The following is a 24,616-nucleotide window of genomic DNA, read 5'->3' on the forward strand; positions in this document are numbered from 1 at the left end:
AGACAGCTTTTGGCGGAGGACGCAGCTACTACGGCGTCAAGGCGTGCGAGTCTTCAGTGCTACTTTTCCGCCTTTTTCTCCTCGTCTGCTGTACGTAGTGCTGCGTTAGCTGTGACCAGCAGTTTCGCATCGTGGTCTTGGACTGCAGCGTCAACCGTGTCGAACGCTTTCTTAAGATCCTTTTGTGCCACCTTTGTCGCGCTTCCATTTTCCAAAATGGTTTCCGCTTCCTTTCTCAGGCGCTTAACTAGTTTCGCGGCGCATCTGGTGTCGAGCGTCCCATTGATGACGAATTCACTGATGTAATTCGCCAGCGCGGCCAGCGTCGCAGCGGTCGACTCATTCGCGCCGCTCTTACCGCTCGTTTCGGACTTCTTGCTCATCAGGACTCTCCCGTTAGGACACACTTCCGCAATGCAGGACCAGCGCTACGCTCACGGTCGGTGTCGCATGAAATGGTGACAGATTTCGAGCGAAAATAAGACGGTTTTTTTGGATGAAGAGGCGCTGTCATATCGCAACGTTCGGATATCGGTCGGCGGATTCAACCGGTCGATGCAATAGTTCGATGGAACCGCTTGCCGGCCCGCAGCGGAGGATCGTCGCAAGTCGACCCGTGCGGTCCTTCGCCACCGCCGCAAGCAGTCGTTGCCAATCTGCGAAAACAGACGCCCATTCAAAACGCTCGCTCCAACACGCGCAAAGCGCGCGGAAGGGAGTGGTCGCCTCTCGTGTGTGTCAAGTATGGGTTGAGAACGCCCGGCGTGCTTCCACTCTACTCGACCTTAACCCAGACCAACACGGAAGTGCTTTCCTTGCCAGTTAATGGGTTCCTGTCGGGCAGCGTCTTAATGTACAAGTACTTGCCGTCGATTCTGAACTGACGCACTTGGGTCGTTCCTGTCCACGACTGGTTCCACGATGCATCAATACGATGACTAACCCTGTCGCCCTCTATGCTGTAGGTCCCCGCGTATGAGCTAAACCCGCTGTAGAGATCGACGCGTTCCGCGTCGGTAGGAACCAGATCGGATGGCGCCTTTCGTCCCTCATTGACCAGAATTGCGTACATCCGGCCGTCGGGACCATAGCTGAGATAACCGCTTGGGCGAGCGCCGAACAAATCGGTCTTCTGGCCGGTGGCCAGGTCTTCAGTCGTGAAGGACTGTAGCTTCCACGTTCCTAGCTGCGCACCGGTGCAGGTCTGTCGCTCATGTGCCATAGCTTCCACCCTTCCAAGACAAATACACCGTGTGGCCGGAAACTGAGTCGAGCTCTTAGATGACGCTCATTCTGGTATCTCGGATCTGACTTTCCGTCCTCCGATTCTGGCGACACTACTCGCAGTCGTTCACCAGATCAATCAATCTCGCGTGACCGGAATCGTCCGCTTACGAGAAATTTCCGAGGCCGCTGCATAGTTCCGCTTCTGGCCGACGAACCGAGCCGGATGCCGATTGGGCCGAGTTCGCCCCCCTTTGCGGACATCCGGCGCCCGGAGGACAATGCCCTTGCGAATCTCTTCCGAGGCTGCCCAAGATGGCTAAATTTCAGCCCGATGGATGGCGTACCGTCACGCCCCGAATCGTCGTACGGGATCCGGAAAACCTGATCACATTCATCAAGATGGCGTTTCAGGCACTGGGCGAATTCCGTCACGGGCGGCCTGCCGAAATCATGATCGGCGATTCCGTCGTGATGGTTAGCGGCGCAGACGGCCTTCGCGATCCGATGCCGGCATTTCTGTATGTCTACGTCGAGGACGCCGATTCGACCTACCAGCGAGCGATTGCGGCGAATGCGATCTCACTCGAAGTTCCGACCGACATGCCATACGGCGACAGGCGAGCAATGGTAAGAGATCCGTGGGGAAACACATGGCAGATTGCCACACATCAGCGCGACCTCTGTGCTGCCGAGATCCGTTCAAGGTAGGGCGTTACTGACGTCGTAGGCAGAGCGGTGTCGCTTCGGTGCAAGCCTGGCAGCGGTCCGGACTTACTTATGAGGACCACTTACTGGCCGAATACGCGTTTGAGTGTCAGACTGTTTTTCACGGTTGTCACGCCCGGCACGGCTTCGGCAACCCCGGCCGCCCTGTCGATCTGCGCTGCATCGGGCACCGTGCCAAACAGCGTCACCGCGCCACCTCTCGCACGGACACTGATGTTTGAAGCACTGATCTCCTTGTCCTTCATGAGCGCAGCGCGTACCTTCCTGCCGAGCGCGCGATCAGCCTGTCTGGAACTCGCCGAAGCGCCGCTGCCCGGCGACGCCATGACGGTTGACGCTGGCCCACTGCCCGATTCGCCAGGCTGGGACCATGCATTGATCCATGTCGTCACGATCAGTGCGCCGACCGCCAGTTTGAGTGCCCTGATTACCTTCATTGCTTTCTCCAGTCTTCCTAAGTCTTGCGGGATCCCCGTTGGAATCGCTGTTCTGCTACCGCGTGGCGAGCCGGCACGCTTCACCGGCCAGAGGTCTTCATTTCGAGCCCAATACGGAGGATCCCTAGAAGTAGTGGCGTATCCCGAGCATGACCGCCGTCGTCCCGAGGCCCGGCGCGACGGGCTGGCCGTACGTAATCGTCTGCGTCATATCTCCGTGGTTGTTCACCCAACCCACCTGGCCATAGAGCAAAGTGGCCTTGGACAGACTGTATTCGGCGCCTCCGGCGACCTCGAGCGATTTGTTGGCCGAATTGTTCGCGTCCTTCAGGTAATACACGCCACTGGTGAGCTTGAATGCCGGTGAGAACTGATAGCCGAGGCCGGCCGAATACAGGTCGAGGTTGACCAGATTCGCGTGCGCCGGATTCCTGCCGTTGGAATATGACGCGGAAATGGAGAAGGCGTGATAGGTGTACAGCGCCCCGAGGTAGTAGAGGCGGTTGTTGGCGAGTCCGGTGGGCACCGTCGTCGGTCCGGGATTGGTGTCGTGACCGTTGTAGTAGAGGGCTCTCAGATTGAGGCCATAGTTCGAGTATTTGAGCACGGCGGACTCGCGCGTGCCGCCCTGGAAGCTGCCTGCCACACCGCCGGGCGCATATTCGAGCGCTGCGGACACGCCGGCGAATGTCGGCGACTCGTAGACGATCGCATTGCTGTCGTACAGCGCGCCGATCGGTCCGTTGGTGCTGGTGCCGGACCAGCCTGCGGCCTGGTTCATGCCCAGCCATGCCGTCAGGATGCTGCCGAAATACTGGCCCGCCCGCACGTCGGTATCGGCCATCGCGTAGGCCATCGGCACGATCTGGCGACCGAAGTTCACCGTACCGAACGGTCCCGACACGCCGAGCGTCGCGAACTGGTTGAACTGCGCCACCGCGCCCGGCGTATCCGCCAGGCCGAACTTGCCGGTGCCGCTGTCGAACGACCCCTGCAGCTTGAAGTTGACGTGATAGCCGCCGCCAATGTCCTCGGAACCCTTGAGCCCCCAGATACTCGCGTAGATCCCGCCATCCTTGTAGCGATATACCTTGCCCAGATTCTTCGCCGTCGGGCTGAACGAGGCCGCCGAGGTACTTTGATATAGCAGACCGGAATCCACGACGCCGTACAGCGTCACCGACGACTGCGCATAGGCCGGACTTCCAAGGACGGCCACCGCGGCCGCAGCTACCCATTTCAGTTTCATTGCGTCTCCAGTTTTGTAGCTTTAATCCACCCGTAACGACGTACGTTCAAGACGTACGTTCAATACTCAACACGCCAGGCCACCTGCTTCCTTAAGTCGGCAACAGATAGTCCTGAAACGCTTCGCGCAGCTGGTTCTTCAGCACCTTGCCGGTAGCGCCAAGCGGCACCGCATCGACAAATACGACTGCATCCGGCGTCCACCATTTCGCGATCTTTCCTTCGAAGAACGCCAGCAATTCTTCGGCTGTGACCTGTGCACCGGGCTGTTTCACGGCGACAAGCAGTGGCCGCTCGTCCCACTTCATATGCTTCGCCGCAATGCAGGCCGCGCTCGCTATCGCGGGATGCGCGGCTGCGAGGTTCTCGATCTCGATCGAGCTGATCCACTCGCCGCCGGACTTGATCACGTCCTTGCTGCGATCGGTGATCTGCATGAAGCCGTCGGCGTCGATGGTCGCGATATCGCCGGTCGGGAACCAGCCATGCGCGTCGGCATCGATCCGCAGCGGGTTGCCACCTTCATTGCGGAAGTAGTTGCGCACCACCCATGGGCCACGCACCAGCAGATCGCCCGAGCTCGCGCCGTCCCATGGCAGTTCCTGACCGTTCTCACCGAGGATCTTCATATCGACGCCAAATACCGCGCGCCCCTGTTTGGATTGCAGGGCGCAACGGTCTTCCGGACCCAGTGCGAGGTGCCTTGCTTTCAACGCGCCGATGGTCCCGAGCGGACTCAGTTCGGTCATGCCCCATGCGTGCAGGACCTCCACGCCGTACCCATCCTGGAACGTGTGAAGCATTGCGGGCGGGCAGGCTGCGCCGCCAATGACGGTGCGCTTCAGGGTCGAGAAGTTCAGGCCACCTTGCTCGAGCCAGGTCAGCAGGCCTTGCCATACTGTCGGCACGCCAGCCGCGAAGGTGACCTGCTCGGCTTCGACGAGCTCGTAGAGCGCTTGGCCGTCCAACCCGGGGCCGGGGAAAACCAGCTTGGCCCCGACCATGCACGCGACATACGGAATGCCCCACGCATTGACATGGAACATCGGCACGACCGGCAGGATCACGTCGCGCGCCGAGCAGTTCAGCGCATCCGGCAGTGCGGCAGCGAACGTGTGAAGCAGCGACGAGCGATGCGAGTAGAGGACGCCCTTCGGGTTGCCGGTGGTACCGGACGTGTAGCACAGCGCGCAGGCGGTATCCTCGTCAAAATTCGGCCACACGTAGGTCGACGAGCTGCGCTCGAGCAGATCTTCGTAGCACAGCAGGTTGGCAATGCCGGTATCCAGCGGCATATGCGCGCGATCGGTCATCGCGACCAACGCCTTGACAGTCTTGCAGCGGCCGGCAATGGCCTTGACCAGCGGCAGGAACGTCAGATCGAAGAACAGGACCTGATCTTCCGCATGGTCGACGATGTAGGCGATCTGGTCTGCGTGCAGGCGCGGATTGATCGTATGCATCACTGCGCCCATGCCGGATATGCCGTAGTACAGCTCCATGTGGCGATAACCGTTCCAGGCGAGGGTGCCGACACGGTCGGACGGCCTGATGCCCAGACTCGTGAGCGCATTGGCCATCTGTCGCGCGCGCCGGTGACAGTCGCGGAAGGTGTAGCGATGGATGTCACCCTCTACCCGCCGCGACACGATCTCCGTATCCCCATGATGGCGATCGGCATGCACGATCAGCGAGGAAATCAGCAACTGCTTTTGCAGCATCAAACCGTTCATTTCGTCCGTCCATTCTTTAATGCAGAGTCACGAGCCGACATCGCCCGCGGCAGCATTCGAGCCATTGGGCGCCTGCGGTCTTTTACCGCCGGTCAGTCGTCTTTTGTCAAAGACCGATCTCCAGAAGCGCTCACAATCCTGTTCGCAGAACTGATTGTTATGGCAGATGCTGAAGAGGTCGATGCAAGGATTTTCAGGCGTGATCGCTTCAGGTCACGCGGCGCATCCGGTCATATCACCACGCCGCCATTCGGGCTGATCACCTGGCCGACCAGGTAGTGGTCGCCGGCCAGATAGGTCACCGTCGAGGCGTATTCCTCCATCGTGCCCAGGCGTCCGGCTGGCACCACTTGCCAGAACTGGTTGCGCCTTTCCTCACCGGCGGCTTCGAAGTATTCCGTGAATTCGGGAGTGGCCACACCCCCTGGCGCCATCGCGTTGACGAAGATATTGGCACCCGCGACTTCGGCTGCGACCGACTTCGTGAAGGCAACCACCGCGCCCTTGGTGGCGCTGTAGTGCGGGCTATGGGCGCTCATGGCCGAGATGCCCGCAATCGACGCGATGTTGATGATCCTGCCGTCGCGCTGCGGCTGCATCAGCCTGAGCGCTTCGCGGGTGCAGTAAAAGAGGCCGTGCACGTTGACGTCCCAGTAACGATGCCACTCCTCGTCGCTGGTGCTGCTGGTGAAAGCCAGCGATTGCCGCTGCACGGGCGTGGTGAGATAGGCGTAATGCCTGTTGCGGCGCGCCGTATCGATCGGCGTGTTCGGCACGAGCGCGGCGTTGTTGACGAGAATGTGCAACGTCCCGAAGCGCTCGACGATCGCGGCGAACAGGTTGGCGACTTCGCTGCTGGACGAGACGTCGCAGCGCAGCGCCAGACACGGCGCGCCGGCCGCTTCCACGGCAGCGCGCGTTTCTTCGAGGGCCGGCATGTCAATGTCGCAGATCGCGACCCGTGCACCGGCGCGGGCCAGATCCACGGCGATGGCACCGCCCATCCCGCGACCGGCACCGGTGACGAGGGCGACACGCCCTTCCAGATTCCGACGTTGGTCTTGCATGTCCATTACCTCACAGGTTGTATGTTGTGCAGCGCGAGCGCACGCTGCCTGCGCGAGGCGCGCGCCGCGAGGGCGAAAAACAGCGCTGAACTGATCGTCAGCACGTCAGTGGCGATCAGGACACCCGTCAGCGGAGCGGTGGCGCCAGCCTTGATGAAATGGTCGGCGGCCATCCCGATGACCACGGTGCCGATGGCAAGGGCGAATACGTTGATCGAGAGCATCGTGAAACCGAAGATCGTCGAGCGCATCTTCTGGGGTGCCATGCTCATGATCGCCGCCGCGCCCGGGCCGTACACCGCCAGCGGCAGGAAGAATCCCGCGCACATGCCGATGTAGAACAGCGGCGAACTGACCGGGACGAAACGGCAGGCCAGCATCAACGGCGCGCAGATCACGACAAGGAGCGCCATGAAGCTGGCGTGTCCGCCGCGCAGTTTGCTCGCCACACGATCGCCCATGACGCCACCCATCACCGCGCCCAGCGTGCCGAACACCAGTTGTAGCGCGCCGATCCTGGTGGCAATGCCAGCCGCGTTCATGCCGCGCTCGTTGACGAGCCACAACTGCGAGAAGGAAAAGCTGGCAAAAACGAGGTGCACCAGTACGAAACCAACGATCACGAAGCCCAGCGCACGGTTGCTGCCCACGGTACGCAACACCGCGAGCGCCTGGGCTACGAACGGTGCGCCGCGTTCCTGCGGTGCGAGCTGGCTACGGTCTTCCTTGAGCAGCGCCAGCGGCAAGGCAACGGCGACGCCGACGATGCCAAGGACATAGAAAGTGGTCCGCCAGCCATGCGTGGCGCCAAAGCTGCCGGCGAGCAGGAAACTGCAGCCGACGCCCATGGGTATCCCCATGAAGAACAGCCCCATCGCCGTGCCTCGTCGCTTCTCCGAGAAGAGTTCAGCCAGCAGGGCCACCGCGGCAGGTACCAGCGCCGCCTCGCCGCTGGCGACGAAAAAGCGCGCCACCACCATCTGCTCAAAGCTCTGGGCATGGCCCGAGGCCAGCGTGCAGGCGCTCCAGATCAGCACGCGCCGGCGGCGATGACCCGGGTGCGGCTGAAGCGGTCCGCAAGGGTGCCCATGAACATCGCCATCACGCCGAAGCTCAGCACCCATACCGCGCCGACCAGAAAGCCGTATTGCGTGTTGCTGAGCGCCAGGTCTTTAATGATCTGCGGCGAGAAACCGAGCAGCATATTGCGGTCGATGTGGGCCAGCAGGTGGATCACCAGTAGCGACGCCAGAACCGCAGAGGGGCTTTTCTTCCAGAACATCATCTGTCTCCATGCCTGAGAGGGTTCAGAGCGAGGCGCAACGCGATACGCTGCCGCGTTGCGCCCCGTTATCCCCGCTCAGGCGACCTTGCGTGCCGGCACGTCGCGCCGGCCGGGCGTGCGATTAGGGACCATGCGCAGGTTGTCCAGCGTCTCGTCGACCGAACCCCACTGGGTGCCGATCTGATAGATGCGGTGGGCATCCTCGCCGCTCGCGATGTCGCGATTGAGCTCGCGCGCAATGCGCACCATCTGCTCGATCTGCTGCACTGAAGTCGCCCGCTCGCCGTTCGGGCCGAACAGCGTGTCTTCGATACCGACCCGTACATGCAGGCCCAGTGCAATCGCCAGCGTATTCATCGGCACCACGTTCCGGTTCAGCGTTTCGAACGTAAGCACCGCGCCCTCCGGGGTGCGGCGGGCAAACTCGATCATGTCGGCGGGATGCAACCCGGCCGCGCCGCCGCCAATTGCCACGTAATTGATATTCAGCGGACCGCTATACGCACCGTTGCGAATAAGACGCTCGACCGTTTCGAGTTGCGTCAGATTCCCCAGCATGAACTGCGGCTGGATGCCGTTGGCGACGAGACGCCTGATGTGTTCGACGTGCCATGAGGGATTGGACGGCACGATCATGTCGCGATAGGCAGCCTGCAGCGCCGGGTTCATGAGCGAGGTACCCGCGATGTCGGCCTCGGTCATCAACTCCATCACGTTCATCTGGCTGGTGTTGATTGCGACGGTGACCTGATCCGGACGGGGGTTCAACTCCGCGAGCATGTGACGTGTGTCATCGTTTTGCCATTGGGCCGCTTCGCCTTCATTCTCCGGCGCGAATGAGATCGAGCCGCCGACCTGCAGCACCATCTTCGGCACAGCATCGCGCAGACGGGCAAGCATGTCGTTGAACTTCGACAGACGCTTGCTGCCCTTGCCGTCTTCCTCGCGCACGTGCACGTGCAGCACGGTCGCGCCTGCGTTGTAGCAGTCGACGGCCTTCTGCACCTGCTCGTCCATCGTGACCGGGATATCGTCCGAATCGCCGGGGATCCATTGCGGCCCATAGGGCGCCACCTGAATCACGAGTTTTTCCTGGTTTTCAGGCAGCAGGGAGTCGTCCATGAAATGCATGGTCTGTGTTCCTCTTTGAAAATTAATGAAGTGACGGCGCTGACGTCAGGCAACGGCCTGCGCAGCGTCGACGTTTGCCTTCTCGAAGGCGGCCAGTTCTTCCAGCAGGATCGGCGCGCCGAGACTGGAGGAATGAATGCCAAGGACGCTAACCGCCTGTAAGACCGCAGCGATTTCTTCCCTGGTGGCGCCCAGTTCGAGCGCGCGGCGGATGTGACGGCGTGTGCCCGGCGCATACATATGCGTGCAGGACGCGTCGACCGCGATGGCGAGGAACTCGAACACCTTCGGTTCCAGCACACCCGACATCACGGTGTGCATGCCCATCGCCATGAATTTCTCGGCCCAGACAGGATCGAGTTCTGCAATGGCATCCCAGGCGGGATTCCAGTTGCCGGTTGCGCGCAGCTGATCGCAGACCGGGGTCGCGCTGCGGCTCGTCTCATTGCTCATTGTTTCGCCTCCTCTCGAACTTCTCGAATTTCCGTACGCGTTGGTCATTACGCGTCTCTGGAGGCAAGTATCGGACTACTGGCAAAGAGCGGTTTGACAAATTGAGGCAAAAAATTTACATTTTGATGCACGAGGGAAAACCATATGTCCTATCTGCTTCGCAGTGCCGCCCTGACCAGTTACGTCGAAGTGGCCCGTTCGGTGGGCCTTGATCCCTACCAGCAGTTAAGTGATGCCGGCATTGACCGTTCTGCGTTGCTGAACCCCGACATCATGATTCCGGCCGAGGCAGTGGCGCGGTTGCTGGAAACCTCCGCCCGGGCCGCTGCCGTCGAGGATTTCGCGCTGCGCATGGCCGAGAGCCGCCACCTCTCCAACCTTGGCCCTCTCGGTTTTGCGATGCGGGAACAGCCGACGTTGCGCCGCGCGCTCGAATCGATGGCGCACTATCTGCGCCTGCAGAACGAAGCGGTGGTGATGCGCGTCGAGGAAACGGCAGGACTCGCCATCATCCGCGAAGACCTCATGGGCGGCATGCCTGGCTCGATGCGCCAGGCAACGGAGTTGATACTGGGCGTCCTGTACCGGACGCTGGGGCTGGTGCTGGGCGCCGCCTGGAAGCCCCGCACCATCTGTCTCACGTACAGCGCTCCAGCCAGCCTCGCCATGCATGCGCGTGTATTTGGCGCGCCCGTTGAGTTCAACCAGGATTTCGACGGCATCGTGTGCCTCGCAGCGGATCTCGACGCCGCGATTCCAGCTTACGATCCGGTCATGGCGCAGCAGGTGCGCCAGTATCTGGATTCGATGCTGCTTCAGTCCAACGCAACCATGTCCGACAAGGTCAGGAAACTGGTCATTGCGCTTTTGCCGTCTGGCACCTGCTCGGCCGACCGGATCGCGCAGCATCTGGGCGTGGATCGCACGACCGTGAATCGCCACCTCGCCCGTCAGGGTGACAGCTTTCTGTCGATCGTCGATGCGGTGCGGGTTGAACAGGTGATGCGGTATGTCAGTAGCGGCGACCGGCCGCTGTCTGAAGTGGCTACGCTGGTAGGCTTCTCATCGCTGAGCGCGTTTTCCCGCTGGTTCAACGGCCGCTTCGGCTGCAGCGTTTCGACGTGGCGCCGCAAAAATGCACAACGAAGTGCTGGGGCCCGCGATGCATCGCCTGGCTAACCATCGCGTTGGGCCGCTGATTCTCTACCCTTGCGCCCCAGTGCCAGCGATCGTGACTATCGTTTGCGATTGCGCCCATGCCGCACAGGGCACGGCCAGAAGGATGATCCAGGCAGACTGGATAAGCCTCGCGCGAATGGAGCAATTCATCGCCGACCTACCGGAGTTGTCCCGCCCAAATGATTTTCACGACAGCATCTGCGTCGTGTCGAGTTCCCTCTTGCCGACAAGCCTTCGCCAACTACTGACCCAGTTGCCACCGCAGCACGGGGTGCGTTGCTCCGGCGGACATGGCCCATACCCCGCCAGGTCCGAAGTCGTATGTGGGACCGAAGCTGACGGGGTTGCTCATCTGAAGTTCTGGACGTGACATACCCCCTTTCCGCGTGGGGCGCGGAATGGCTGACGACGACCCGCAGAGCCGGCCTGAAACGCGTTAGTCGTAGCGACTGAAGAATAGCCGCTGGAGTGGCGGATGCATGCCGATACCTCTGCTTTTTGCGCTTTTTTGACCGGGCGTTTGTGGCCGCTCGTCCTGTGGGACCCTTCTGACGCGCTTCTTCTATCCCTCAGGTTGTGCGTTGTTCAAGTGCCCAAGGCTAATATTTTTCCGATGAAATATAAGCGGTCTCGTAAGCGATTCTTGAACTGGACTCTAAGGCTTGCTAAATTTCAGGGACACTTCCAATGTAAGTTGATGCGGCGATCGATAAGCAAAGGGGAAAGATCTATGGCTGTCGTCGTTCACAACATCGCTGTGGGTCATTCGAGCCGGAGCGTGGCGTGATGCCGAACCAGGCAGCGCCCAGTACGTGCGCCTATCAGCATATCGTGCGCGCCCAAGGTATCAGCCTGTCCTACGGCAAGATACGGGCGCTGTCCGGCATCGATCTGGCCATTGGGCGGAACGAGATCGTCGGCCTGATCGGTGATAACGGCGCGGGTAAGTCGACGCTCATCAAGGTACTGACTGGTGTCGTGCGGCCGAGCACGGGCAAGCTGTTCATCCGGGACGAGGAGGTCGACTGGAACCGCTTTTCGGTGCGCGAGGCGCACCGACTGCGCTTCGAGACGGTCTATCAGGAAAAATCGCTGGGCGAGAAGCAGCCGCTGTGGCGTAATTTTTTTGTCGGCCGGCAGATCACCAACCGGTTCGGCTTCATCAAAGTTGCCGAACAGCGGCGCATTGCCAATGATATTTTGAAGCGCCAGCTCGGTTTCCGCGGCGTGGGGATCGACGCGGATTCGCTGATTGCGAAACTCTCCGGTGGCGAGCGCCAGGGCATCGCGATCGGACGGGCGATGTATTTCGACAGCGATCTGATCATTCTCGATGAACCCACGGTTGCGCTTGCCATTAGCGAGGTACGCAAGGTTCTCGACTTCGTCCGGTCGATCAAGGAGTCCGGCCGCGCCTGCATCTACATCGAACATAACCTCGCCCATGTGCACGAGCTCGCCGATCGGCTCGTCGTGCTCGATCGTGGCCGGATCGTCGCGGATATGAAGTCGGGTGAGATGAGCCTCGAGGAACTCACCCGGTTCTTGATTTCGCTACAGCAGAGCGGGCACGGGCCGGCGCTGGCTGCGGGGCAAGGACGTGAGTGATCCGATAAAAGACGAACAGCCGGCGCGGCTGGTGCGTTTTCGCCTGCCGGATTTTGCACGCATCGAGGGAGTGCCGAGCCTGGTCGTGTTCGCGTTGGTGGTCGGCCTGTTCATGGCAACCGCACCGCGCGTCTTTTTAGGCTGGCCAATCTACTTCTCGTTCCTGACCACCGTGCCACCGCTGGCGGTGTTGGCGATCGGGCTCACTCTGGTGGTTGCGGCGGGGGAAATTGATCTGTCCTTCCCCTCCGTGATGGCATTCTCGGGCTTTCTGTTCGCCTGGTGCGTGAACACCACCGGATCAGCCTGGCTAGCCGTGATCGCGGCATTGGCGGGCGGCGCGCTGGTCGGCGTGGTGAACGGGGTGCTGGTCGCGGTGGTCGGTGTGCCTTCGATCATCGTGACAATCGGCACGCAGTTCCTCTGGGCTGGGGTTGCTTCGATCCTGTCCGGCGGGCTCTCCAATGCGCTACAGGAGCTCGCCAACGGTTCAGCCTATGCAGTATTCGCGGGCACGTTGTTCGGTGTGGTCCCGATGCAAGCGCTCTGGGCGCTCGGGCTTGCAGCGTTCATGTGGTTCATCCTCAATCGTCACCGTTTTGGCGAGCACCTGCTGTTCATCGGAGACAACCGAAACGTGGCGAAGGTCGTGGGCATCAATGTCGTGCGTGAGACAGTGAAATTGTTCACGCTGATGGGTGTGCTGGCCGGTTTCGCCACGGTGCTGCTCACGCTCGAGAATCTGAACTATTTTTCAACCCAGGGGCAGGGCTATCTGCTGCCGGCGCTGGCCGGCGTGTTCATCGGCGGAACCTCGGTGTTTGGTGGCACGGCGACGATCGTGGGTACCTTCTTCGGCACTTTCGTGATTGGCATGCTGGAGGCCGGAATCGTTGCGACAGGTATCGCCGGCTTCTGGGTACAGGCGATCGAAGGGGTGGTGTTCATCGTCGCTGTGACGCTGCATCTGTTGGTAGAGAATCCCGCCAAGCTGCGCGTGTTGCGCGAAAGATTCAGGCTTGGGGGGCGATAAAGCCGTTAAATCAGGAGAAAGGAGCAGAAATGATCAAGATCATGACGGGATCCCTCCTGGGGGCGAGTATTCTCGCGTTTGGCCTCGCGCAGACGGCCGGTGCCACCGAGCCGACCACGACGGGGCCGCTCGGGGCCGGTATGACAATGTATATGCAGATGGGCGGAAACCCTGGCGACGGCGCGACGCTGCCACGTCAGACCGGGGCTGCGGACGCGGCGCATGCCTTAGGCATCAAGGTGATCGAGCAGTTCTCGGCCTGGAGCCCAGAGACAATGCTTGCGCAGTTTCGCCAGGCGATGGCGGCGCATCCGACGTGCATCGGCATCATGGGCCATCCGGGCGATCCAGCCTTCGCGCCACTGATCAAGCAGGCGGTAGACCAGGGCATCATCGTTACCGTCGGCAACACGCCGCTACCCGAGAACCAGAAACTTTACGACGCGAAGGGCTTCGGCTACGCCGGCGTCGAACTCTACGTCGGCGGGCAGATCACCGCGCAGGCGATGCTCAACGCTGGGATCAAGAAGGGCGACGAGGCGCTGGAATACGGTGTGTTCAACGAGAGTGTGCGCAGTCAGTCTGACCGTGGTCTTGCCGAAACGCTGGAGAAGGCCGGCGTAAAGGTGACCAGGCTCAATATCTCACCTCAGGTGGATTCCGATTCATCGCTCGCCGTGCCGATCCTGGTCGCCTTTATCCAGGCGCACCCTAATCTGAGGGCGATTGGGACTCAGCACGGCGGTGTAACCGGGTTCATTCCGCAGGCGCTCCAGCAGGCTGGCAAGAAGCCGGGGCAAATCATCATTGGTGGCATCGATCTGGCACCGGCCACGATTTCGGGGCTGCAGAGCAAATACATTACCGCGACGCTCGACCAGCAACTCTATCTGCAAGGCTTCCTGCCGGTCACGCAATGCGTGCTCTCGGCTGCTTATCATTTCGCGGGACTGACCATCAACACCGGCGCAGGTGTCCAAACACCTGCGACGATCGACTCGCTCATTCCGTTGATCAAACGCGGAATCCGCTAAGGTCGGATGATGTGAGATGGAATGGCGCGTGCGTTGCCGTCACACACGGATCAGGGTTGGCGTTTGCCGCGACCACCAGCGGGTTTGCCAGCCGGCTTACGTGAACCCGCAACTGGCTTGCTGGCCGGTTTGCTGCGTGGCTTTTGCACGCTGAATGGGCTACCGCTGGACAAGCTTGCGCCTTTACCCGCGGCCACAGCGCGTTGCGCCGCGGGCTTGCGTTTGTTTTCGCCACTTTGCGGGCGCGGTTTTTTGCTGAGGACCTGCATGGCGCCCGGCGCAGCTTGCGGCACTTTGGGCTTCTTAGGCTTTTTGGGTTTCTTGATGATCTGGCCCGTGGCGCTAGTTTGCGGCACGCGGTGTTCGGCTTCAAAACCCGGCTCTTCTTCACGGCGCAGCGTTTGCCGGATCAGCGCTTCAATCGCGGCCAGTTGCGGGGCTTCATCGGCGCACACAAGGGACACCGCCACGCCGCTGGCGCCCGCGCGGCCGGTACGGCCAATACGGTGCACATAGTCTTGCGCCACGATCGGCAGATCAACGTTGATCACCAGCGGCAGATCGTCGATATCCAGCCCGCGCGCAGCCACATCGGTGGCGACCAGCATATGTACTTCGCCCGTCTTGAAGCGCTCCAGCGCACGCAGGCGCGCGGGTTGCGGTTTGTCGCCGTGGATGGTGTCGACCACATAGCCCGCTTCATCCAGCATGGCCGCCAGGTAATCCACGCCATTGCGGGTTTTGACGAACACCAGCGCGTGCTTCCAGCTGTTCTCAGCCACAAGGTGCATGAAAAGGTCGGGCTTGTTCTTTTTATCCACCGGCACCACCCACTGCTTGATCTTGCTGGCCGTGGCATTGGGCGGGCTGACGCTGATATTGACCGGGCCGCGCAGAATGCCCGCCGCCATGGCGCGGATCTCATCGGTAAACGTGGCAGAGAACAGCAGGGTCTGGCGCTGAGCGGGCAAGGCAGCAAAGACGGCGTTGAGTTCGCGCGCAAAGCCCAGATCCAGCATGCGGTCGGCTTCATCCAGCACCAGCGTTTGTACCTGATCAAACTGCACCGCGTTCTGGCGATGGAGATCTAGCAAACGGCCCGGCGTGGCGACGAGCACATCCACGCCTTTGCGCAACTTCATCATCTGCGGGTTGATGCTCACACCGCCGTAGGCGGCCAGAAATCGTAAGTCGAGGCCTTTGCCGTACGCGATAAAGCTTTGCAGCACTTGTTCGGCCAGTTCACGCGTGGGCACCAGCACCAGAACACGCACGCGGTTGCTGGACACCGCCGGGCCGTGTTGCACCAGCCGTTGCAACAGCGGCAGCGCAAAACCCGCCGTTTTGCCAGTGCCGGTCTGTGCCGCAGCCATGACGTCCTTGCCACTGAGCACAGCAGGAATCGCCTTGGCCTGCACCGGCGTAGGTGTCTGGTAATTGAGGTCCTGCACATTGCGCAGCAAGGGATCGATCAGGCCAAGCGAGGCAAAAGACATTGGCGTATTCCGGGCTAAAGCCGCAATTCTAGCGGTTACCGCCTGAACCGTCGGTCTCTGGATGGCCCCTGCAAATCCCGCCGGAATGATATATGATGGTCATCATGAAAAATCCATCAATCACCCGAACGCCAGCCAGCCGCAAGGAAATCACGCATGAGCGCATCGTCGAGGTCGCCGCACGCGCGATTCGGCGCAGCGGCTACGACGGCACGGGCGTGGCTGACATCATGAAGGAGGCAGGTCTGACGCATGGCGGCTTCTATGCCCATTTCCCGTCGCGCGAGGTGCTGCTTGCCGAAGCCGCTGACCGCGCCGGAGCTGAATCCGTGGCGCTGTCGGAGCGTATCGCCGCGTCCGTGCAGCCGGAACAGGCGTTGCCGGCGATGATGCGCGCCTATCTGTCGAAGGAGCATTGCGAGAGCATCGAGACAGGTTGCCCGATCTCTGCCCTCGGCTCGGAGATGCCGCGCCAGGCGCCGGCCGTACGGCGCGCGGCCACCCGCCGCATCAAGGAGATGATCGATGTCGTTGCGCGCCAATCGCCCGATTGGGGTCAGCCAGGCGCGCACGAACAGGCGCTTTTGATGGTCGCCACAATGGTTGGCACGATGGTGATGGCGCGTGCCGTCGACGACCCCAAACTATCGGAGAGTTTTCTTGAAGCGGCATTGAAAAAACTCGCACCGACTGAAGCGTAAATACGCCGGCCCTGTGCCGGTTTTCGTTGGACCACAAATATGACCATCATCATATTTGAGTGAAACGAATGCTCAACCAACCACGCAAAGACATCTTGGGAAGAACATCATGCAAACCAAAATAGCGCTCGTGACGGGCGCCTCGTCAGGAATCGGCGAAGCCACGGCAAAGCGGCTTGCGAAGGCCGGATACAAGGTCTACGGCACCAGTCGGCGCGGCCAACGAGCCGGCCAACAGTCGTTCGATATGCTGCCGCTCGATGTGACCAGCGATGCATCCGTTGCAGCCGCCGTCAGCGAAGTGCTGCGCCTGCAGGGCCGCATCGACCTGCTGGTGAACAATGCCGGTTTCGGCGTCGCCCCTGCCGCCGCGGAAGAGAGTTCGATCGACCAGGCACGCACGATCTTCGATACGAACTTCTTCGGGATCATCCGCATGACGCGTGCTGTCGTGCCTCATATGCGGCGACAACGCAGCGGCCGCATCATCAACATCGGTTCCGTGCTCGGTTTTCTGCCAATGCCCTATATGGCGCTGTATTCCGCCACCAAGCACGCGGTGGAAGGTTATTCGGAATCGCTCGACCATGAGCTGCGTACGCTGGGCATCCGCGTATCGGTCATTGAACCTGCCTACATCAAGACGCCTTTCGACGCGAACTTCATCGCGCCCGACGCCCCTCTCGACGAATACCGCGAGGTGCGCTCGGCCGTGGACAAGCGAGTGAAGGAAGTGGTCGAGGGCGCCGACGGTCCCGAGGTCGTGGCCGAAACCGTACTGCAGGCCGCCGTCGCGGCTCGTCCGAAACTCCGCTATACCGCTGGCGGACTCGCCGCCCGTCTGCGATTGCTGCGCAGATTCGCGCCCGCTGGACTGGTGGACGCCGGTATCCGCAAAGATCTGCGGCTGGCAACGTAGACGACGTGACTGTCTCCTCCCTGTTCAAAGGCTCTGCATCCGTGCTATTGCCAGCGAAACAACCAGACTTAGCGAGCCACTGACAAGGAACCATGATGCAAGCATTCGTCGTCGATCGATATGGACGCAAGAATGGCTTACGATCCGGCGATATGCCGGCTCCAGAGCCGCGCGAGGACGACGTATTGATCCAGATCCACGCCGCGGGCGTGAACCCGCTCGATGCCAAAATCAGGGACGGAGAGTTCAAGCTCATTTTGCCCTATCGTTTGCCGCTGATTTTGGGCAACGATCTGGCAGGGGTTGTCGTGCGCGTCGGCTCGCGCGTGCGGCGATTCAAGCCCGGCGACGAAGTCTACGCGCGCCCGCACAAGGATCGCATCGGCACTTTCGCGGAATTCATCGCGGTCAAAGAGGATGGCGTGGCCCTCAAGCCGACAGCACTCACGATGGAGGAAGCGGCTTCAATCCCGCTGGTTGGATTGACCGCCTGGCAGGCGCTGATCGAAAAAGGGCAATTGAAGAAAGGGCAGAAAGTGCTGATACATGCCGGCTCGGGCGGTGTCGGCAGCTTCGCCATTCAACTGGCGAAGCATGTGGGCGCGACCGTCGCGACAACAGCGAGCGCGCGGAATATCGAACTGGTGAAGCAACTCGGCGCGGATATCGTCATCGATTACAGGAATGACGACTTTGCGGCCATCCTGAAGGACTACGACCTGGTACTGGATACGCAAGGCGGCAATGCGCTCGAGAAGTCGCTGCGTGTGCTCAAGCCGGGTGGCAAACTCATCGGGATCGCCGGTCCGCCTGATGCCGAATTTGCGAAAGAGATCGGTGCGTCGTGGTTCCTGAAAACGGTGATGCGCTTTCTGAGTTATCGCATCAGGAAGGCCGCGAAACGTCATGACGTCAGCTATACATTTCTCTTTATGCGGGCCAGCGGAGAACAGCTCAGCCGGATTGCCGCACTGATCGACGCGCGAGCGATACGACCCGTCATCGATCGGGTCTTTCCGTTTGAGTCGACCCAGGAGGCTTTGGCTTATGTCGAAACCGGACGTACCAAGGGTAAGGTTGTCATCAAGATCCGATAGTCAGCGTGAAGCAGGGCAAATGGCAAAAGAGGCGCGATCGAAAAGATCGCGCCTCTTTTTTCAGCGGACCCCGATCGCCATCACGTCAATCGATCGCCCTACCCGCGGTCTCTCGCATGAACGGCAACGGCAGCAACGACACGACGCTGCAACCGATCAGATACCACGCCGGCGCGAGATTGCTGCCCGAAATCTGGATCAGCCAGGTCGCGAAAAACTGCGCGAAGCCGCCGAAGACCGACACGCCGAGGCAGTACACGATCGACATGCCGGTCGCGCGGATCGCGCGCGGAAACAGCTCGGGCAGCATCACGATATTGGGCACCGCGGTGAACGTGACGAGCAGCGCGAGGCCCGCGACCACCGCAAGCAGCACCGGCACCGTCGGCGACGCGTTGATCGTCATGAAGGCCGGGTAGACGGCGAGAATCAGCAGCACGCGCGATACCCACAGCACGCGCTTGCGGCCGACCCGATCCGACAGCGCGCCCGCGAACGGCGAGCAGATCACCGTGACCACCGCGCCGGTCCACGCGGCCCACAGCGCGGTCGTCATCGGCAGATGCAGGATGCGGATCGCGTACGTCGACAGGTAGAACAGCACGATGTAGTTCGCCGCGGTGCCGCCGATCGTCGTCAGCACGCCGGTCGTGATCGAGCGCGCGTGGTCGCGGAACAGGTCGCGCACAGGTAGCGACGGAACTTGCGCAGCGGGCTTCGCAACGGTATCCGAAGCAGCCTGCGCAACAGTGCCGCCAGACGCTGCCGTGCCATCTTCAACACCCGGCAGCGTCTCGTCGAGATGCCGCCGGATATAGATGCCGACCGGCCCCATCGCCATGCCGATCACGAACGGCACGCGCCAGCCCCAGCTTTCGAGCGCGGCCGGCGACAGCGTCGCGGCCAGGGCAACGCCGAGCAGCGACCCCACCACCGTGTTCATCCCCTGGCTCACGAACTGCCAGCTGCCGTAGAAGCCGCGCGTGCGATCGCTGCCGTATTCGAGCAGCATTGCCGTCGAAGCGCCCACCTCGCCGCCCAGCGCGAAACCCTGGATCAGCCGCGCGAGAATCACGAGCAGCGGCGCCGCGACGCCGATCGCCGCATAGGTCGGCGCGAACGCGATGATCGCGGAACCGAGCGTCATCAGCCACAGCGTCAGGCTCATCGCGGCCTTGCGTCCGGCGCGGTCCGCGTAGCCCCCCAGCACGATGCCGCCCACCGGCCGCATGATGAAGCCGACGCCGAACGTGCCGACCGCGAGCATCAGCTGCGCGAGCTGACCTTCGACCGGGAAATACAGCTTGCCGATGATCGTCGCGAAGAAGCTGTAGATCGTGAAGTCGAAAAACTCGAGGCCGTTGCCGAGCGTGATCGCGGCGATCGCCTTCGCGTGGCCGACGCGCTTTTGAGGTTCATCGGCGAGGCGCTGCGCATCGAGCGCATCGAGCCCATTGGCGCTCGCGGACCGCGGTGTGGCTGAATAGTCCATCTGTGTCTCCGTCATTATCTTGTGGCTGCTACGGCAAGGCGCTCGCGCGCCGCCGCCGCGTCAAACGAGGAACGTCTGCGCGAGCTTGACCCAGTAGGCCGCGCCGGTCGCGAGGCAAGCGTCGTTGAAGTCGTAGCCGGGGTTGTGGACCATGCATCCGCCCTCGCCGTCGCCATTGCCGATGATCAGATAGCTGCCCGCGCAGCGTTCGAGCAGGAACGCGAAGTCCTCGCTGCCGGTCAGCGGTTGCATGTCGTGAATCAGCCCGTCGACGCCCAGCCAGTCGAGCGCGACCTGGCGCGCGAGCGCGGTCATGGCCGCATCGTTGACGAGCACCGGGTAGCGACGCTGATAGTCGACCTCGGCACGCGCGCCGAACACGGTCGCCTGCCCGGTCGCGACCTCGGTGATGCGCTGCTGCAGATGGTCACGCACTTCGGGCCGCAGCGCGCGCACCGACAGGCGCATCTCGGCGGTTTCGGGGATCACGTTCGGCGCTTCGCCCGCGTGAATCGCGCCGACCGTGATGATCGCCATATCGAGCGGCGCGATGTTGCGCGACACGATCGACTGCAGCGCGAGCACGATCTGCGCGCACACGACGACCGGATCGACCGCCTTGTGCGGCACCGCGCCATGGCCGCCGCGGCCGATCACCTTGATGATCACCGTATCCGACGACGCCATGAACGACCCCGGCATGAAGCCCAGCTTGGCCGTAGGAAAGCCCGGCATGTTGTGCATCGCGAACACGGCGTCGCAGGGAAACTGTTCAAACAGGCCGTCGTCGAGCATTTTCTTGGCGCCGGCGAGCCCTTCCTCGGCCGGCTGGAAGATCAGGTTCAGCGTGCCGTCGAAGCTTTTTTCGCGCGCCAGATGCCTGGCGGCGGCGAGCAGCATCGCCGTATGGCCGTCGTGACCGCATGCGTGCATCTTGCCGGGCAGCTTGCTCGCGTATGGCAGGCCAGTGGTTTCGTGGATCGGCAGCGCGTCCATGTCAGCGCGCAGGCCGAGCCGGCGGGTGCCGTGGCCGAGCTTCAGTTGCCCGACCACGCCGGTCTGCCCCAAGCCGCGATGGACGCTGTAGCCCCACTCCCGCAGGCGGTCGGCGACCAGATCGCCGGTTGCGAACTCCTCGTAGGCCAGCTCCGGATGCGCGTGGATGCTGCGTCGCAGCGCGATCATTTCCTGTTCGACTTCGGCGATGCCCGCCGGAATGACCATCGTGTTCATGCCGTCTCCTGTCGTTCGGACCTGGCGCTTCAGCGCTTGGTCCGATCCCATGCAACTGGTTGCGCCCCTGTCAGCGTGAACCCAGCATAGCCGCGCCGATATTCGGGCGGCAGGCGTAGAATCGTTGCGGTGCCAACCCTTGGTTGCCCCCGTCACGCCTCTCATTCGAATGAAACTGCATCAGCTCAATACCTTGGCGGCGATCGCCGATACCGGAAGTATCCGGGCGGCCGCCCGCTCGCTGGGGCTTTCCCCGGCCGCCGTGACCAAGGCGATGCGCGAGCTCGAAGCCGATCTGCACGCGCCGCTCGTCGTGCGCAGCGCGAGCGGTGTCGCGTTCACCGAGTTCGGCCGCGCGCTCGTCGTGCATGCGCGGCTCGTGCTCGGCCAGTTGCAGCGCGCGCAAGCCGAGATCGAGGCGTTGCGCGGAGCCGCCCCCGGCAAGCTGTCGATCGGCGTCACGCCGTGGGTCGCGCTGACTTTTCTGCCGCCCGCCGTGCGGCGCTTTCGCGAGCGGATGCCGGAGGTGCAACTGGAATTTTTCGAAGGCCTGCTCGCGGTCGTGCAGCCGCGTCTGCGCGACGGCAGCCTCGATTTTTCGATCGGCCGGCCGCCGCCCGCGTCGCCGCAGTCGGAGTTTCAGAACGCGCCGCTCTTTTCGACGCACGCGGCGGTGGTCGCGCGGCGCGACCATCCGAAGGCCGGTTGCCGCACGTTGCTCGACCTTCAAGACGCGGAATGGATACTGAACTGGGACCCGGCGAGCCGCGAGTCGATGTCGAACAATCTGTTCGTCAAGCGCGGCATGCCGGTGCCGCACACGATCGTGCTCGCGCATTCGCTCGCGATCGTGCTGGGCTTGCTCGCGCACACGGATATGGTCAGCGTCTTTCCGTGGCCGCTCGTCGAGGTGATACGCGCGAAGGAAAACCTGTGGGCGCTGCCGCTGCGTGAAACGCTGGACGAAACCATCGTCAGCATCACGTCGCGGCGTGGCGCGCCCACGAGCCCGGCGGCCGCCTGCTTTCTCGACTGCCTGCGCGAGACGATCGACGAAGGCGCGCGCTCGCAGGACGCGCCACAGCGCCGCCTGTTTCATTCGATCGAGCTGTTGCTGTAACGGCTGGCGCGGTTTTTCATGCGGCCCGCCGCGTGGTCAATCGAGAAACTCTACCGCCCGCTTTCTGAGCATCGCGCTGAAATCGTCGAGCCAGCCGATCGACAGACGCCAGCTCTGCCAGTACAGATCGACGTCGATATGCTTGCCCGGCGCGATCTCGACCAGTTCGCCGCGTTGCAGATGCCCGGCGATCATCCGCTCGGGACACATGCCCCAGCCGAGGCTCATCACGCACGCGCGCAAAAAACCGGCGACGTGCGGAATCCAGTGCAGCGGCGGATCGAGCTCCGCGCGCGTAATGCGCCGCATGAAGCGCTTTTGCAACTGATCCTTTGGATTGAAGTCGACGCACGGCGTGCGCCGCAGGCTGTCGCGCGTGACGCCGTCGGCGAAATAGCGCGCGAAAAACGCCGGCGAGCACACCGCCAGGTATCGCATGCGGCCGAGGCGCGTCGAGCGACAGCCCTGCACCGGTTCGGCCTGTGTCGTGATCGCGCCCTGCACGCTGCCGTCGCGAATGCGCTGCGCGGTGTAGTCCTGGTCGTCGATCACGAGGTCGAGCAGCATTTCGCGTTCGACGCAGAACGGCGCGACCGCGTCGATGAACCAGGTGCCGACGCTGTCGTCGTTGACCGCGACGCGCAGTGCCGGCCACTCGACGAGCGCGCCGGGCAGTGCCGGCAGGCGGCCTTTCAGCTCGGCTTCGAGCAGTTGCACGCGTTCGGTATGGCGGCATAGCAGCGCGCCCGAGGTGGTCGCGACGCACGGCTGCCCACGCTTCACGAGCACGCTGCCGACGCGCTCCTCGAGCAGCTTGACCCGCTGCGACACCGCGGACGGCGTGATATTGAGCTCGCTCGCGGCACGGTCGAACGAGCCGTGACGGACCACGGCGGCCAGCGCGTCGAGCAAGGCGTAGTCGAGCATTAGCGTTCCTTAATCGGCATTAAGCAAATTAGCTTCTCTTATGAGATGCCAACCCGCAGACTAGCGCTGTTGGATTTTCCCGTCTATCCCCGCTGCTTTCCTTTTTCCGGACCATTTATGAACTGGTTGTCTTTTTCCCATGGCGCGGCGCTGTGCGCGTCGCTGATCGTTACGATCGGCGCGCAGAACGCGTTCGTGCTGCGGCAGGGCATCATGCGCTCGCATGTCGGCAAGATCGTGCTGTTGTGTATGTTGTCCGATTTCATTCTGATCGGCGCGGGCGTCGGCGGCGCCGCGGTGCTGATGGAGCGTTTCCCGCGCTTCGTGCACGCGATGCTCTATGTTGGGCTCGCGTATCTCGCCTGGTTCGGCATCGGCGCGCTGCGCCGCGCGGTGCGGCCCGGACACGCGGTGCTCGATGGCTCGGCCGGCGCGTCCCGCGATCAGGCGCCGCCTGCGCAACGCGCGCTGCCGATCATCCTGATGACGCTTGCGTTCACGTGGCTCAATCCGCACGTCTATCTGGACACGTTTCTGTTGATCGGCACGGCCGGCGCGCGTGAACCGGAAGGCGCGCGGGTCGCCTTCGCGCTCGGCGCGATGACGGTCAGCGCTGTGTGGTTCGTCGCGCTCGGCTATGGCGCTCGCATGCTCGCGCCGCTGTTTCGCCGCGCAACCGCGTGGCGCGTGCTGGATGGCGCGATCGGCAGCATGGTGTTGCTGCTCGCGTTCACGCAATTGCGTTGAGCGTTCGACGCGGGCCTGGTTTCAGCGCCGATTCTTGCGGCTCGCCTCGCGCGGCGGGCGCATCGGCTTCGTCGCGCGGCACGAGGTTCATCAGCCGCGCGAGCACCGGACACTTCAGCAGCGACTGCTGGCAAGCCTCCTTCGCCTGGGCATCGAAATAGCGCCCCGTCTCGACCTCCGGCAGACGCGGCGCGAGGCCGCCGATGTCGTCGACGGGCCAGCCGCCGCGCGCGGTGGACCGCTGCGCTTGGCGGGCGGCGCTCGTCGGCTATCTGATCGTGAATCGCTGGAACGGCGGCGGCAAGCAAGCGATGGCACATCTATTGCTGAATCCGCTCGCCGGCATCTCACCCGTGAAGCCGCGTGACGTACGCAACGGGGCGCCGTTCAAACGTCATTTCAACAATCCACCGGTGGAGGCACCATGCTTCGATACGCTGTGATTTTCTTCATCATCGCCATCATCGCCGCAGTGTTCGGCTTTGGAGGCATTGCCGCGGGCGCAACCGAAATCGCCAAGGTGTTGTTCTTCATCTTCCTGGTGATCTTCCTCGTCACCCTGCTGATGGGCGTGATCCGACGCTGACGGCTGCATACAGCGTTCGGTGAATTCACGCCTCGCCCGATGCGAACTGGCCACGCTGCTTGGGTACCGCGTTGAGGATTGCGCGGCCGCTTCCGCCGTTGCAATACTTGCCGCAGCATATTGCAATAGTTGCCGAA

At 62.2% G+C, this 24,616-nt stretch carries 26 protein-coding genes; 12 read left to right on the plus strand and 14 right to left on the minus strand.

Going from position 1 to position 24,616, the window contains the following annotated elements:
* Positions 1-59: 59 nt before the first annotated feature.
* Positions 60-383 carry a hypothetical protein gene (locus OKW39_RS05220; RefSeq protein WP_429562221.1) on the minus strand — a complete coding sequence of 108 codons (324 nt, stop codon included), beginning with the start codon at positions 381-383 and terminating at the stop codon, positions 60-62.
* Positions 384-775: 392 nt separating this feature from the next.
* Positions 776-1,222: a lipocalin-like domain-containing protein gene (locus OKW39_RS05225; protein ID WP_187611995.1), complete on the minus strand. Its 447-nt coding sequence runs from the start codon at positions 1,220-1,222 to the stop codon at positions 776-778.
* Positions 1,223-1,539: 317 nt separating this feature from the next.
* Between OKW39_RS05225 and OKW39_RS05230 the strand changes: the two genes are divergently transcribed.
* A complete protein-coding gene (locus OKW39_RS05230; protein ID WP_429562222.1) occupies positions 1,540-1,935 on the plus strand; it encodes a VOC family protein in 396 nt (131 codons plus the stop codon).
* Positions 1,936-2,015: 80 nt separating this feature from the next.
* Here the strand turns inward: OKW39_RS05230 and OKW39_RS05235 are convergent, their stop codons facing one another.
* The 8 genes from OKW39_RS05235 to OKW39_RS05270 form a co-directional block, all read right to left on the minus strand.
* A complete protein-coding gene (locus tag OKW39_RS05235; RefSeq protein ID WP_429361751.1) occupies positions 2,016-2,390 on the minus strand; it encodes a BON domain-containing protein in 375 nt (124 codons plus the stop codon).
* 124 nt (positions 2,391-2,514) lie between these two features.
* A complete protein-coding gene (locus OKW39_RS05240) occupies positions 2,515-3,639 on the minus strand; it encodes a porin (RefSeq protein ID WP_429562223.1) in 1,125 nt (374 codons plus the stop codon).
* Positions 3,640-3,730: 91 nt separating this feature from the next.
* Positions 3,731-5,371, minus strand: a complete 1,641-nt coding sequence (locus OKW39_RS05245) for a 3-(methylthio)propionyl-CoA ligase (RefSeq protein WP_429562224.1) — start codon at positions 5,369-5,371, stop codon at positions 3,731-3,733.
* Between the two features lie 230 nt (positions 5,372-5,601).
* Entirely contained in the window at positions 5,602-6,438 is an 837-nt protein-coding gene (locus tag OKW39_RS05250) for an SDR family NAD(P)-dependent oxidoreductase (protein WP_429562225.1), read from the minus strand.
* A 5-nt stretch (positions 6,439-6,443) separates the two neighbouring features.
* On the minus strand, positions 6,444-7,475 hold the full coding sequence (locus tag OKW39_RS05255; protein ID WP_429562226.1) for an MFS transporter: 1,032 nt from the start codon (positions 7,473-7,475) through the stop codon (positions 6,444-6,446).
* On the minus strand, positions 7,469-7,723 hold the full coding sequence (locus OKW39_RS05260; RefSeq protein ID WP_429562227.1) for an MFS transporter: 255 nt from the start codon (positions 7,721-7,723) through the stop codon (positions 7,469-7,471). Before OKW39_RS05260 ends, OKW39_RS05255 begins: the two co-directional genes overlap by 7 nt.
* A gap of 75 nt (positions 7,724-7,798) precedes the next feature.
* Positions 7,799-8,854, minus strand: coding sequence for a 3-keto-5-aminohexanoate cleavage protein (locus OKW39_RS05265; RefSeq protein WP_429555054.1), 1,056 nt, complete (start codon positions 8,852-8,854; stop codon positions 7,799-7,801).
* A gap of 45 nt (positions 8,855-8,899) precedes the next feature.
* On the minus strand, positions 8,900-9,307 hold the full coding sequence (locus OKW39_RS05270) for a carboxymuconolactone decarboxylase family protein (protein ID WP_184044320.1): 408 nt from the start codon (positions 9,305-9,307) through the stop codon (positions 8,900-8,902).
* 144 nt (positions 9,308-9,451) lie between these two features.
* Between OKW39_RS05270 and OKW39_RS05275 the strand changes: the two genes are divergently transcribed.
* From OKW39_RS05275 to OKW39_RS05290, 4 genes are all read left to right on the plus strand, one after another.
* Positions 9,452-10,486: an AraC family transcriptional regulator gene (locus tag OKW39_RS05275; RefSeq protein ID WP_429562228.1), complete on the plus strand. Its 1,035-nt coding sequence runs from the start codon at positions 9,452-9,454 to the stop codon at positions 10,484-10,486.
* Positions 10,487-11,272: 786 nt separating this feature from the next.
* The gene (locus OKW39_RS05280; RefSeq protein WP_429361759.1) at positions 11,273-12,094 is read left to right on the plus strand and encodes an ATP-binding cassette domain-containing protein; all 822 of its coding nucleotides are present in this window, start codon (positions 11,273-11,275) and stop codon (positions 12,092-12,094) included.
* Entirely contained in the window at positions 12,087-13,127 is a 1,041-nt protein-coding gene (locus OKW39_RS05285; protein WP_429336091.1) for an ABC transporter permease, read from the plus strand. The genes OKW39_RS05280 and OKW39_RS05285 overlap by 8 nt, the downstream gene beginning before the upstream one ends.
* Before the next feature lie 29 nt (positions 13,128-13,156).
* Positions 13,157-14,161, plus strand: coding sequence for a substrate-binding domain-containing protein (locus OKW39_RS05290; protein WP_429336090.1), 1,005 nt, complete (start codon positions 13,157-13,159; stop codon positions 14,159-14,161).
* Between the two features lie 50 nt (positions 14,162-14,211).
* Here OKW39_RS05290 and OKW39_RS05295 read toward each other — a convergent pair whose 3' ends face one another.
* Entirely contained in the window at positions 14,212-15,657 is a 1,446-nt protein-coding gene (locus OKW39_RS05295; RefSeq protein WP_429562229.1) for a DEAD/DEAH box helicase, read from the minus strand.
* A 92-nt stretch (positions 15,658-15,749) separates the two neighbouring features.
* Between OKW39_RS05295 and OKW39_RS05300 the strand changes: the two genes are divergently transcribed.
* From OKW39_RS05300 to OKW39_RS05310, 3 genes are all read left to right on the plus strand, one after another.
* Positions 15,750-16,358: a TetR/AcrR family transcriptional regulator gene (locus tag OKW39_RS05300; protein ID WP_429562230.1), complete on the plus strand. Its 609-nt coding sequence runs from the start codon at positions 15,750-15,752 to the stop codon at positions 16,356-16,358.
* Positions 16,359-16,467: 109 nt separating this feature from the next.
* Positions 16,468-17,277 (plus strand): oxidoreductase, encoded by an 810-nt coding sequence (locus tag OKW39_RS05305; protein ID WP_429361763.1) that lies wholly within the window; start codon positions 16,468-16,470, stop codon positions 17,275-17,277.
* A 95-nt stretch (positions 17,278-17,372) separates the two neighbouring features.
* Positions 17,373-18,374: an NADP-dependent oxidoreductase gene (locus OKW39_RS05310; RefSeq protein WP_429563458.1), complete on the plus strand. Its 1,002-nt coding sequence runs from the start codon at positions 17,373-17,375 to the stop codon at positions 18,372-18,374.
* Between the two features lie 85 nt (positions 18,375-18,459).
* Here the strand turns inward: OKW39_RS05310 and OKW39_RS05315 are convergent, their stop codons facing one another.
* Both OKW39_RS05315 and OKW39_RS05320 read right to left on the minus strand, forming a co-directional pair.
* A complete protein-coding gene (locus OKW39_RS05315; protein WP_429562231.1) occupies positions 18,460-19,866 on the minus strand; it encodes an MFS transporter in 1,407 nt (468 codons plus the stop codon).
* 60 nt (positions 19,867-19,926) lie between these two features.
* Positions 19,927-21,099 (minus strand): M20 aminoacylase family protein, encoded by a 1,173-nt coding sequence (locus tag OKW39_RS05320; protein ID WP_429562232.1) that lies wholly within the window; start codon positions 21,097-21,099, stop codon positions 19,927-19,929.
* A gap of 169 nt (positions 21,100-21,268) precedes the next feature.
* Here OKW39_RS05320 and OKW39_RS05325 point away from each other — a divergent pair, with 169 nt between their 5' ends.
* Complete coding sequence (locus OKW39_RS05325) at positions 21,269-22,219, plus strand: LysR substrate-binding domain-containing protein (RefSeq protein ID WP_429562233.1); 951 nt, start codon at positions 21,269-21,271, stop codon at positions 22,217-22,219.
* A gap of 36 nt (positions 22,220-22,255) precedes the next feature.
* On the opposite strand, the gene OKW39_RS05330 is transcribed toward OKW39_RS05325, so the two are convergent.
* On the minus strand, positions 22,256-23,146 hold the full coding sequence (locus tag OKW39_RS05330; RefSeq protein ID WP_429562234.1) for a LysR family transcriptional regulator ArgP: 891 nt from the start codon (positions 23,144-23,146) through the stop codon (positions 22,256-22,258).
* 117 nt (positions 23,147-23,263) lie between these two features.
* Between OKW39_RS05330 and OKW39_RS05335 the strand changes: the two genes are divergently transcribed.
* The 3 genes from OKW39_RS05335 to OKW39_RS05345 all read left to right on the plus strand — a co-directional run bounded on the left by OKW39_RS05335 (position 23,264) and on the right by OKW39_RS05345 (position 24,479).
* The gene (locus tag OKW39_RS05335; protein WP_429562235.1) at positions 23,264-23,893 is read left to right on the plus strand and encodes a LysE/ArgO family amino acid transporter; all 630 of its coding nucleotides are present in this window, start codon (positions 23,264-23,266) and stop codon (positions 23,891-23,893) included.
* Positions 23,894-24,096: 203 nt separating this feature from the next.
* The gene (locus tag OKW39_RS05340; protein WP_429562236.1) at positions 24,097-24,336 is read left to right on the plus strand and encodes a hypothetical protein; all 240 of its coding nucleotides are present in this window, start codon (positions 24,097-24,099) and stop codon (positions 24,334-24,336) included.
* Positions 24,318-24,479, plus strand: a complete 162-nt coding sequence (locus OKW39_RS05345; protein WP_013089029.1) for a DUF1328 domain-containing protein — start codon at positions 24,318-24,320, stop codon at positions 24,477-24,479. The genes OKW39_RS05340 and OKW39_RS05345 overlap by 19 nt, the downstream gene beginning before the upstream one ends.
* Positions 24,480-24,616: the final 137 nt, after the last annotated feature.

The sequence above is a fragment of the Paraburkholderia sp. MM6662-R1 genome (genome assembly GCF_050436245.1).
GTDB lineage: Bacteria > Pseudomonadota > Gammaproteobacteria > Burkholderiales > Burkholderiaceae > Paraburkholderia > Paraburkholderia tuberum.

Bases quoted from the DNA above. Each gene is read 5' to 3' on its own strand.
- OKW39_RS05220 (WP_429562221.1), bottom strand. From the start codon at position 383: ATGAGCAAGAAGTCCGAAACGAGCGGTAAGAGCGGCGCGAATGAGTCG.
- OKW39_RS05225 (WP_187611995.1), bottom strand. From the start codon at position 1,222: ATGGCACATGAGCGACAGACCTGCACCGGTGCGCAGCTAGGAACGTGG.
- OKW39_RS05230 (WP_429562222.1), top strand. From the start codon at position 1,540: ATGGCTAAATTTCAGCCCGATGGATGGCGTACCGTCACGCCCCGAATC.
- OKW39_RS05235 (WP_429361751.1), bottom strand. From the start codon at position 2,390: ATGAAGGTAATCAGGGCACTCAAACTGGCGGTCGGCGCACTGATCGTG.
- OKW39_RS05240 (WP_429562223.1), bottom strand. From the start codon at position 3,639: ATGAAACTGAAATGGGTAGCTGCGGCCGCGGTGGCCGTCCTTGGAAGT.
- OKW39_RS05245 (WP_429562224.1), bottom strand. From the start codon at position 5,371: ATGAACGGTTTGATGCTGCAAAAGCAGTTGCTGATTTCCTCGCTGATC.
- OKW39_RS05250 (WP_429562225.1), bottom strand. From the start codon at position 6,438: ATGCAAGACCAACGTCGGAATCTGGAAGGGCGTGTCGCCCTCGTCACC.
- OKW39_RS05260 (WP_429562227.1), bottom strand. From the start codon at position 7,723: ATGATGTTCTGGAAGAAAAGCCCCTCTGCGGTTCTGGCGTCGCTACTG.
- OKW39_RS05265 (WP_429555054.1), bottom strand. From the start codon at position 8,854: ATGCATTTCATGGACGACTCCCTGCTGCCTGAAAACCAGGAAAAACTC.
- OKW39_RS05270 (WP_184044320.1), bottom strand. From the start codon at position 9,307: ATGAGCAATGAGACGAGCCGCAGCGCGACCCCGGTCTGCGATCAGCTG.
- OKW39_RS05275 (WP_429562228.1), top strand. From the start codon at position 9,452: ATGTCCTATCTGCTTCGCAGTGCCGCCCTGACCAGTTACGTCGAAGTG.
- OKW39_RS05280 (WP_429361759.1), top strand. From the start codon at position 11,273: ATGCCGAACCAGGCAGCGCCCAGTACGTGCGCCTATCAGCATATCGTG.
- OKW39_RS05290 (WP_429336090.1), top strand. From the start codon at position 13,157: ATGATCAAGATCATGACGGGATCCCTCCTGGGGGCGAGTATTCTCGCG.
- OKW39_RS05295 (WP_429562229.1), bottom strand. From the start codon at position 15,657: ATGTCTTTTGCCTCGCTTGGCCTGATCGATCCCTTGCTGCGCAATGTG.
- OKW39_RS05300 (WP_429562230.1), top strand. From the start codon at position 15,750: ATGATGGTCATCATGAAAAATCCATCAATCACCCGAACGCCAGCCAGC.
- OKW39_RS05305 (WP_429361763.1), top strand. From the start codon at position 16,468: ATGCAAACCAAAATAGCGCTCGTGACGGGCGCCTCGTCAGGAATCGGC.
- OKW39_RS05310 (WP_429563458.1), top strand. From the start codon at position 17,373: ATGCAAGCATTCGTCGTCGATCGATATGGACGCAAGAATGGCTTACGA.
- OKW39_RS05315 (WP_429562231.1), bottom strand. From the start codon at position 19,866: ATGGACTATTCAGCCACACCGCGGTCCGCGAGCGCCAATGGGCTCGAT.
- OKW39_RS05320 (WP_429562232.1), bottom strand. From the start codon at position 21,099: ATGAACACGATGGTCATTCCGGCGGGCATCGCCGAAGTCGAACAGGAA.
- OKW39_RS05325 (WP_429562233.1), top strand. From the start codon at position 21,269: ATGAAACTGCATCAGCTCAATACCTTGGCGGCGATCGCCGATACCGGA.
- OKW39_RS05330 (WP_429562234.1), bottom strand. From the start codon at position 23,146: ATGCTCGACTACGCCTTGCTCGACGCGCTGGCCGCCGTGGTCCGTCAC.
- OKW39_RS05335 (WP_429562235.1), top strand. From the start codon at position 23,264: ATGAACTGGTTGTCTTTTTCCCATGGCGCGGCGCTGTGCGCGTCGCTG.
- OKW39_RS05340 (WP_429562236.1), top strand. From the start codon at position 24,097: ATGTCGTCGACGGGCCAGCCGCCGCGCGCGGTGGACCGCTGCGCTTGG.
- OKW39_RS05345 (WP_013089029.1), top strand. From the start codon at position 24,318: ATGCTTCGATACGCTGTGATTTTCTTCATCATCGCCATCATCGCCGCA.